At 50.1% G+C, this 8,602-nt stretch carries 8 protein-coding genes; 4 read left to right on the forward strand and 4 right to left on the reverse strand.

All coding sequences use genetic code 11. From position 1 onward, the window contains the following. Nucleotides 1–10: 10 nt before the first annotated feature. The 4 genes from HMPREF9469_RS23685 to HMPREF9469_RS23700 form a co-directional block, all read right to left on the reverse strand. The gene (locus HMPREF9469_RS23685) at nucleotides 11–1,174 is read right to left on the reverse strand and encodes a BMP family ABC transporter substrate-binding protein (RefSeq protein WP_007867973.1); all 1,164 of its coding nucleotides are present in this window, start codon (nucleotides 1,172–1,174) and stop codon (nucleotides 11–13) included. A gap of 40 nt (nucleotides 1,175–1,214) precedes the next feature. After that, the gene (gene deoD, locus HMPREF9469_RS23690; protein WP_007867980.1) at nucleotides 1,215–1,925 is read right to left on the reverse strand and encodes a purine-nucleoside phosphorylase; all 711 of its coding nucleotides are present in this window, start codon (nucleotides 1,923–1,925) and stop codon (nucleotides 1,215–1,217) included. A gap of 42 nt (nucleotides 1,926–1,967) precedes the next feature. Further along, the gene (mtnA, locus tag HMPREF9469_RS23695) at nucleotides 1,968–3,026 is read right to left on the reverse strand and encodes an S-methyl-5-thioribose-1-phosphate isomerase (protein WP_007867983.1); all 1,059 of its coding nucleotides are present in this window, start codon (nucleotides 3,024–3,026) and stop codon (nucleotides 1,968–1,970) included. A gap of 62 nt (nucleotides 3,027–3,088) precedes the next feature. Further along, nucleotides 3,089–3,706: a class II aldolase/adducin family protein gene (locus HMPREF9469_RS23700; protein WP_007867989.1), complete on the reverse strand. Its 618-nt coding sequence runs from the start codon at nucleotides 3,704–3,706 to the stop codon at nucleotides 3,089–3,091. Between the two features lie 255 nt (nucleotides 3,707–3,961). Here HMPREF9469_RS23700 and HMPREF9469_RS23705 point away from each other — a divergent pair, with 255 nt between their 5' ends. The 4 genes from HMPREF9469_RS23705 to HMPREF9469_RS23725 all read left to right on the forward strand — a co-directional run bounded on the left by HMPREF9469_RS23705 (nucleotide 3,962) and on the right by HMPREF9469_RS23725 (nucleotide 8,548). Continuing rightward, on the forward strand, nucleotides 3,962–4,687 hold the full coding sequence (locus HMPREF9469_RS23705) for a GntR family transcriptional regulator (RefSeq protein ID WP_007867993.1): 726 nt from the start codon (nucleotides 3,962–3,964) through the stop codon (nucleotides 4,685–4,687). Between the two features lie 164 nt (nucleotides 4,688–4,851). Next, nucleotides 4,852–6,060 carry a hypothetical protein gene (locus tag HMPREF9469_RS23710; RefSeq protein WP_007867996.1) on the forward strand — a complete coding sequence of 403 codons (1,209 nt, stop codon included), beginning with the start codon at nucleotides 4,852–4,854 and terminating at the stop codon, nucleotides 6,058–6,060. A gap of 134 nt (nucleotides 6,061–6,194) precedes the next feature. Continuing rightward, nucleotides 6,195–7,646, forward strand: a complete 1,452-nt coding sequence (locus HMPREF9469_RS23720; protein WP_007867999.1) for an amidohydrolase family protein — start codon at nucleotides 6,195–6,197, stop codon at nucleotides 7,644–7,646. Nucleotides 7,647–7,741: 95 nt separating this feature from the next. Further along, on the forward strand, nucleotides 7,742–8,548 hold the full coding sequence (locus HMPREF9469_RS23725; RefSeq protein WP_007868001.1) for an N-acetylmuramoyl-L-alanine amidase family protein: 807 nt from the start codon (nucleotides 7,742–7,744) through the stop codon (nucleotides 8,546–8,548). The last annotated feature ends 54 nt before the right edge of the window (nucleotides 8,549–8,602 follow it).

Genomic DNA, 8,602 nt, shown 5'->3' on the forward strand with positions numbered 1-8,602 from the left:
TCTGTTGATATTACTGCTCCAGATGGTTCTCCTTTGCCCAGTCATCGATCTGATCCAGGTCGGTAGGAAGAACCAGCTTGCCGTCAGCGATCAGCTGTCTGGTATCATTCAGAATTTGTGTAACATCATCAGGGATCTGTACATCCAGTCCCTCTACATCATAGTCGCAGATTCCTTCCGGAATACCCACCATCTTGGAGCCGGGTGCCCATGTTCCGTCTGCCAGCATACCGATCTCTTCTACGATAAACAGCCAAACCTTTTTACAGGAAGTGCTCAGGCTGTGTTTTGGATCTACCATGGCCAGGGAAGTTCCGATAACATAACGGTCAGTCTCTTCCGCTGCATAGAAAACACCCTGTGTGGAGCTTCCTGCGTTGGCGCTGACAATATCTGCGCCTCTCTCATACATAACAAGCGCCAGTTCCTTTGCCGTTGCCGGATCGCTGTAGCCTCCGATAAAATTGGTCAGTACTTCCACGTCAGGATTGGCATATTTGGCGCCTGCAATAAAGCCTGCTGCCTGTCCTCTGGAGGTAGGTGTGTCCATAGCGATACAGAAACCAACAATATTCTCAGGATTGCTTAATGGGAATCTGTCATCCTTTGTTGCAAGTCCTGCCAGTACGCCGGAAAGGAAATGCTGATCCGGGTAAGCGGCTGCCAGACAGTTGATATTGTCAAATCCCTCGATCACCGTATCCAGCATGCAGAACTTCTGGTCCGGATAGTCCTCAGCCACCATCTGAAGTGCATCGGCCTGCTCGGTGCTGATAGCGATAATTACGTCATACTCAGCTGCGTCCGCATACATGCGCAGCTGGGTCTCAAATTCCGAAACATCCTTTGGCTCACAGTAGTCAAAGCTGCATCCGTATTGTTCCACGGCCATTTCACATCCCTGGTATACCTCATCATTATAACCATTGTCTCCCAAACCGCCTGTGCCGAAAATAACGGCAAACTTAATGTCGCTTCCTGCCTTTTTCTCTCCCTCAGCCTCCTGGGACTGTGCCTGGGTATCCTTTTCAGCCTCTGTCTTACTCTCCTTTGGGGCCTCTGTCTTTGTTTCCGGCGCATTTGTCTGGGGAGCGGATGTTGTCATCCCGCATCCTGACAAAAGGCTGATTCCCATTGACAGTACCAACGCACAGCTTAAAATCCTCTTTTTCATCTTCGTTTTCCTCCATTATTAGAACTCTTAAGTATATTTTTTAGACCATTTCCAATGCAATTTCCATCATGTTGGTAAAACTGTTCTGTCTCTCCTCTGCAGTTGTCTTTTCTCCGGTAACAATGTGGTCGGACACTGTCAGGATGCCCAGTGCATTTTTCCCAGCCGCCGCTGCCACAATGTAGAGGGCTGCTGTCTCCATCTCCACACTTAGGATTCCCATATCCTTCCACTTAAGCTGGCAGTCATCTGCCGGATAGAACACATCCGTGGACAGTACATTGCCCACGCGGTAGCCAACCCCCAGCTTTTCTGCGCTTTCTACAGCCCTGCGCAACAGGTCATAAGATGGAATGGCTGAAAATGTGCCTGAAAGATGGAACTGGTTAATATAAGGAGTGTCATAGCAGGCGCCCATGGCAATGATGACATCCTTCAGTTTCAGATCCGGGGCCAGCCCGCCCGTGGTCCCCACACGTATGATATTTTCCACATCATACAGATGATACAGCTCATAGGCATGAACCGCCATGCTGGGTGCACCGATGCCGTGGGCCATTACAGATACGGGTTTTCCCTTATAAGTGCCTGTATAGGCATACATACAGCGTATTTCGTTGATCTTCACCACATTGTCCAGATAATTTTCTGCGATATATTGGGCACGCAGCGGATCTCCGGGCATGAGTACGGTTTTTGCAAATGCTCCCGGCGCAGCTCCAATGTGATGGGTTGGTGCGGTTAATCCCATAAATCGTTCCTCCTCAATTCTTTCATTTGTTTCTGCCCCTGTCTATCTCTTTAGTTTTGCCAGATTTTCTATGTATGGAGCACGGATAACGCCGGCCTCTGTGATAATGCCGCTGATCATCTCATTGGGAGTCACATCAAATGCAGGGTAAAGCGCTTCTGTATTTTCTGATGTGATCAGCTGGCCGTTCAGGTGGGTCACTTCGCTTCCCGGCCTGAATTCCACCTCCAGATCCATACCATGCTGTAAGGTAAAGTCAATGGTGTGGGAGGATGTGGCCGTATAGAACGGCACTCCGTTTTCTTTGGCAGCCACAGCGTGCATATAAGTTCCTATTTTATTAATTAAATCCCCGTTGGCAGCCACCCGGTCAGATCCCACTACCACCTTCTGTATCCTGCCCAGCTTCATCAGATATCCTGACATATCATCTGTGATCAGCGTATGAGGAATCCCGAATTTCTCCAATTCATAGGCAGTGATCCTGGCTCCCTGCAGATACGGCCTTGTCTCACAGGTAAAGACATGGATCTTCTTACCCTGTAAAAATGCGGTCCTGATAACGGAAAGCGCCCTTCCGCCGAATCCGGAACCGGCCAGTGCACCGGAATGACAGTGGGTGAGAATCGTATCCCCATCCTCGATCAGCTCTGCACCGTTCTTTCCCAGCTGCCGCTCGAACGCCAGCTGCTCTTCCAGGATATCACATGCCCTGTCCTCAAACAGTTCCATGAACCCGCTGTCAGGACAATTCTTCACAAAGGCGATCAGACCGTCCACTGTCTTCATTAAATTAACTGCTGTCGGCCTTGTAGCCTTCAGTTCCAAGCCTGACTGTATGACCGCACCGCGGTCACCTCTGGTATTCATGGCTTCCAGAAGCATTCCATACACGCCTGCGATTCCGATTGCCCCTGAACCTCTGATGGACATTACTTTGATCGCTTCGGCAAGCTGGCTTACCTTCCGCAGCTCCACCACCGGTGCCTCCTTAGGCAGCTTCAGCTGATCCACCATACACAGGTGATCCTCCTCTGCCCAGATAGGCAATAACAGGCCTTCCCCTTTCCATTCCTGTGTTAATTGCTCTAATCTTTTCAATGTTTTCTCCTATCTGATCCTTTCGTTTACTTCCGCTTTCTTAATGTTTTATCCCCGGGACATCACACCTGAAAAAGTTCCCTGAATTTGTCCCTGTTTACCGCTACCTGCACCTGGATGCAAGCCTGTTTAGCAGTCTGCTCGATCAGATCAACCACGTTGTAGGCCGCTTCCAGAGATGGACCCACCGCGCATACGCCATGTTCCTTCATCAGAATCCCCTTGCTTTCCGGATGATCCCGGAATGCATCGATCACATACCGGCGCAGATCTTCACTGCCCGCAGGAGCGGATTCGATAAACGGCACATGACCCACAACTTTTCTGGCTGTAACTGATGTGAAGGGAAGTTCAATATTATTGTTGGCCAGCGCGATCGAATAATTTGGATGGCAGTGGATAAAGGCGTTCATTTCAGGACGAAGTTTGAGAACACCTAAATGGAAACCCGCTTCTTTGGACGGCTTGCCGTCTCCATATACCACATTGCCCTCCATGTCCACAATCAGAACATCTGCGTCTGTCATGACCCGCATGTTCACTGCAGTCTTCTTGATCGCGACTAATTCTGTTCCCGGCACACGGCAGCTTAAGTTGCCCCCTGATGCCTGAGTATACCCTTTTTCATAAATATAATGGCAGAATTCTGCCACTTCCTGTCGGACCGCTCTAAAATCCATCTATTTTCTCCTCCTGTTTTTTCATCTCGTTGGACGTCCAACCACTCGTGTTAATGTTATGATAACATAGCAATTTTGCTATGTCAATTGTATGGTTTATATTAAAAGTTATTGATACTTTTAGTTGTTTTTCACAAATAAACTCCCATTTTTTTCCATCTCTTTCATGCACTCTATCTTGACAAATGATTCTTTTCTACGTTATACTCAAAATGCAGTGATCACCGCGATATCATTCAAAGGAGTATGAAATTCATGAAGCTGACAAACAAAACCCTGTCCGCACAGGTTAAAGAAGCGGTATCCGATATGATCCGTAAATCTGAGTTTATGGATAAACTGCCTTCCGAACAGGATCTGGCCGCTCAATTAGGGGTCAGCAGAAATACAGTCCGGGAAGCATTGAAAGGACTTGAGAATGAAGGCCTGGTCATATCCCGCCACGGGATCGGCACGTTTGTTACACGCTATAACGGCAGCGAAAATATCCGTTACAATATCTCAGCTTTGGACAGCACCACAAAGATCATCTCGGAACACGGCTATGTGCCCGGTACCCAGAGTGTGTTTGTGGATGTACGTATGGCCGGCCCTGAGATATCCAAACGCCTGGGCAGCGATACCCCTGTGAAGATTCTCTACATTGAGCGTGTCAGGACTGCCGATGACACTCCCATCGTATTTGTGGAAGACTACATACCATATGTGGATGGAATGCTGGAGGATTTCTCCTCCCATGCCATACCGTCCCTATTCCAATTCATCAACCGCTATGCACCGGTCTCCTTTGCAAACTGCTCGATTCACGCGGTGCTCAGCGACAAACGCCAGATGGATAAGCTGTCCCTGACAGATCCGAAAGCGCTGCTTTTGCTGCAGCAGATCCACTATTCCTCCAAGGGAAATCCCATCTTTTATTCTGACAGTTATTTCATCACCGAGAAACTGGAATTCAACCTGATCCGGCGGTGCGTGGAATAGACACGGAAGAAAGGTCCGGGTTAAAAGCAAATGCCGGATTTTTTATTTTGTATATTGACAGTGCGGATTTTTTTTGCTAGATTGGTGGTAGGACGACCACCGTGTTAGATATTTTAAGAGACGTTAAGGAAACTTGGAGTCCCCCATGCAGGGGGGCTCTCATCATGGAGAGAGGGTTACATATGACGAACTATCTTTATCTACAAAGTATGCTTCAAACAGGTCCTGAACTGGCTGAGAAGGCCAGGTCCTTATTCCAGTATCTTTCTGAAAAAACAGGTGATCAATTTGTATCGGCACCCGCAGAAGCTCTCACAAAAGAGCCGGTCTCTATCGTTTACGTGGCTTCCGGCGGTACGGCGGGTGCTTTTAAAAATGCCCTGCCCTATCTAAAGGAACCTATTATCATCATTACCAGCGGGAGCGACAATTCCCTGTCCGCATCCATGGAAATGATGACCTATCTGGCAAACCACAAGATAAAGGGAAGGCTTCTCCACGGCACGCAGGAGGAACTGGCTTCTGACTTTGAACATGTCATGCGTGCCGCAAACGCGAAACATTCCCTTCAGGGAATGCGGCTGGGCCTGGTGGGCGCTCCCTCAGACTGGCTGATCTCCACGGATGTGGATTATGATGCCCTTGCTGAGAAAACCGGCATTCAGGTTGTAGAGATCGGAATGCCTGAACTTCTGGAAGAGATTGCAAAAAAATCCTATCCGGACAATGATTCCTGCCGTGCCCTTCTGGCGCAGGATTTTGATAAGGATCAGATCACACAGGCGCTGGAGATCTATGGCGCTTTCAAACGTCTGGTGGAACGGTATGACCTGGACGGTTTTACCGTACGCTGTTTTGATCTGCTCACAGCGGTAAAAAATACAGGATGCCTGGGCCTGGCCCTTTTGAATCAGGAAGGTATCTACAGCGGATGCGAGGGTGACCTGCCTTCCCTGATCTCCATGGCAATCCTCGGGCAGATCTCAGGGCAGCCCGTATTCCAGTGCAATCCCTCCCGTGTGGACAGACACAAGGATGAAATCATATTTGCCCACTGCACATTGCCGTTAAATATGCCGGTGCGCTACCATCTGGACACCCATTTTGAGTCAGGGATCGGTGTGGCCGTGGCTGGAGATATTCCCAGCGGCAAGGCAACTGTATTCAAGGCAACCGGACTGCTGGAGCGCTGCTTTATCTCCGGTGCGCAGATTGAGGAGAGCCTTCACGAATGTAATCTCTGCCGCAGCCAGATACGTCTGCACTGTGACGCAGGAACCGGCCATTTCCTGAATACCCCTGTGGGCAACCACTATCTTGTATGCATGGGCGACTGGTCCGAGAGTCTCCGTGAATTTTTCACAATGTTTTAAGGCTGTTATACGACCATTTTAAGACTAGAGCGCATTAAAAAATTGCTTTCCGTCAGATGTGCGTCACACTTTGTGAGAGATTTGACTCCGGGATCTGTCCCCATAGGAACTTCCCGATTTTGGAGGAACGTAATATGATACTTGCCAATGGCAGACGAATACAATTTCACAATGCGGATATCACCTTTCAACGAGGTGATATCCGCATTCTCAATCATCAAATCGCAGAAGTGGGCACCCGCCTGACTCCTGCTCCGGGAGAGACCTATATGGATCTTAAGGGTGACTATGTGCTTCCCGGAATGGTAAACAGCCACTCCCATTCCTACACCAATCTCCTGCGGGGCACATCATACGGGGAGCCGCTGGAGATCTGGTCCTCAGACACGGTTGCATTGGGCGGCCTGCTCTCAGAGGAGGACATGGTTCTCTCCACCTCTCTGGGTATCTGCGAAATGCTTCACAGCGGGGTCACCGCCTGTGTGGATCACCTGCCCCATCTGTCCACGGCAGCAGCTGCCGCCGCTGTCTATCAGTCCAGTGGATTCAGGGCTGCTCTGGCACCCATGATGCATAACAAAAAAGACAGCCAGATCTTATGCGGGCTGACACCGCCTGTTTCAGCAGCCCCTTCCCCCTCCCCCTTTTTGCCGGTCCCTGCATATATGGAATACTACGAGGATTTTATAAAGCGGTTTCACCATCCGGAGGGAACGGTCCAGGTAATGGCCGGCATCAATTCTCCCCAGCGGGCAGACGAGTCCCTTCTGAATGCGGCCTCTGATCTGGCTGCCAGACACGGACTTGGCATCCACTGCCATCTTTTAGAGACCCGCTGGCAGCAGGCTTCTGCCCGGGAAAGCGGGATCTCCCCGGTCTTTCTTATGGACCGCTGCGGCCTGCTCACCCAAAAAACCTCCCTTGCCCACTGTGTGTGGCTGGATGATGAGGAGATAGCCCTTGTGGCCCAACGGGGATCCATACCAGTTTCCAACCCGGCCAGCAACCTTTTCCTGGGCAGCGGCGTTTTCCCTCTTAACAAGTGGATGGACTTCCATGTCCTGCCCGCTCTGGGATCAGACGGCGTAAACTGCGGCACGGATCACAGCATTCAGGAGATACTGCGCCTGTTTCTCCTCCTCCAGCGGGGACAGACCCCTGATTACCGCAGATGGCCGGGAGCAGCCGATGCTTACCGCATGGCAACGACCCGGGGACTGCAGGTTCTTGGAAAAGCATCCTCGCCATCTGAACGCAGGGATACCCAAAGCAGTCCCATCCAAACAGGCATGGACGCTGATCTTGTGATCATTGACCAAACATCCTTACTGCCTGTTTCCGATTCTGCCATTGCCAACCAGCTGCTGTTCCACAACCATCTACAGGCAAAACACGTGCTGATCCACGGCAGGTTTGTTCTGGAATCAGGCGTTGTCACCTGTCTGGATGAAAAAGGGCTCCGGGCAGAGACCGTAAAACGCCTTCCCTATCTGGCCGGACGCTATGATGAGGCGCTGAAAAAGGCCGGGATGGAGAAGCCCCTGTTCCGGCAAGGTTATGGAAGAATCTGGAACCTAGAAAAATGATAATCCTTGAATACTTCCCTCCGGTCCGATAGATGTGGTATTTTTCCCCCACAGGTAATATAATAGAAACACCAAATGTAAAAAGGAGGAGTTGTATGAAAATCCGTAAACGAATCTTCGCAGGTCTGGGAGCAGCTGCCCTGGCAATGATGATGTCATTTCCCGCCCTGGCATCCGGATGGCAGCAGAATGACTCAGGCTACTGGTATGAACGGGAAGACAAGTCATATCCGGCCGGTACATGGGAACTGATCCAGGGGAAGTGGTATCTCTTTGACCAGAATGGGTACATGCTGACAGGATGGCGGCAGGTAAACGGTATCTGGTACTATCTTGACCCAAACGGCGCCATGGTAAGCAACACCACCCTGACCATTGACGGTGTGCCTTACACCTTTGACAGCAATGGCGCCATGGTGGAGAATACCCTTGGTGAAGTGACTCTCGGCCGCTGGGAAGGTTCTGTCTTTATCAATGACTGGTCTAATATCCGGCTTACCCTGCCCCAGGGATTCATTAATTTTGACTCTGATTTCATGACTGATTTCTCAGATTCCGAAGCTGTGGTGGACATGCTGTCCATGAAAAACAAGAACTGTGCTGTCATGGTCTTTTACACAGTCAACACAGACGGGGATGATATGGACCAGATGACAGCTTTCCTGAACATGTTCTATGGCGGCTCCACTGATATGGACGGCCTGGGGAGGATCGATACCGTTAAAGTGGGTGACCTTGAATATCTCCGGTGCTTTTTTTCAGCCTCCCAGGAGGATCCCCAAACCGGCTACCTGTATATACGCAACCTTGGCAGCCACTACAGCGTGATCGCCACCATATCGGACACGGACAATCTGCCTGTCATCGATTCCGTCCTGTCCACCCTGACAACGGCCCATTAACCTTGCGCCAATCTTTTCACCATCTTTATCCTATATTCATTTGTTATTCATAAT

It is taken from the genome of [Clostridium] citroniae WAL-17108 (genome assembly GCF_000233455.1).
In the GTDB taxonomy this organism is placed as follows: Bacteria; Bacillota; Clostridia; order Lachnospirales; family Lachnospiraceae; genus Enterocloster; species Enterocloster citroniae.

Coding starts and splice junctions, on each gene's coding strand:
- HMPREF9469_RS23700 (WP_007867989.1), bottom strand. CDS start 3,706: ATGGATTTTAGAGCGGTCCGACAGGAAGTGGCAGAATTCTGCCATTAT.
- deoD (WP_007867980.1), bottom strand. CDS start 1,925: ATGGGATTAACCGCACCAACCCATCACATTGGAGCTGCGCCGGGAGCA.
- HMPREF9469_RS23710 (WP_007867996.1), top strand. CDS start 4,852: ATGGAGAGAGGGTTACATATGACGAACTATCTTTATCTACAAAGTATG.
- HMPREF9469_RS23720 (WP_007867999.1), top strand. CDS start 6,195: ATGATACTTGCCAATGGCAGACGAATACAATTTCACAATGCGGATATC.
- HMPREF9469_RS23705 (WP_007867993.1), top strand. CDS start 3,962: ATGAAGCTGACAAACAAAACCCTGTCCGCACAGGTTAAAGAAGCGGTA.
- HMPREF9469_RS23725 (WP_007868001.1), top strand. CDS start 7,742: ATGAAAATCCGTAAACGAATCTTCGCAGGTCTGGGAGCAGCTGCCCTG.
- HMPREF9469_RS23685 (WP_007867973.1), bottom strand. CDS start 1,174: ATGAAAAAGAGGATTTTAAGCTGTGCGTTGGTACTGTCAATGGGAATC.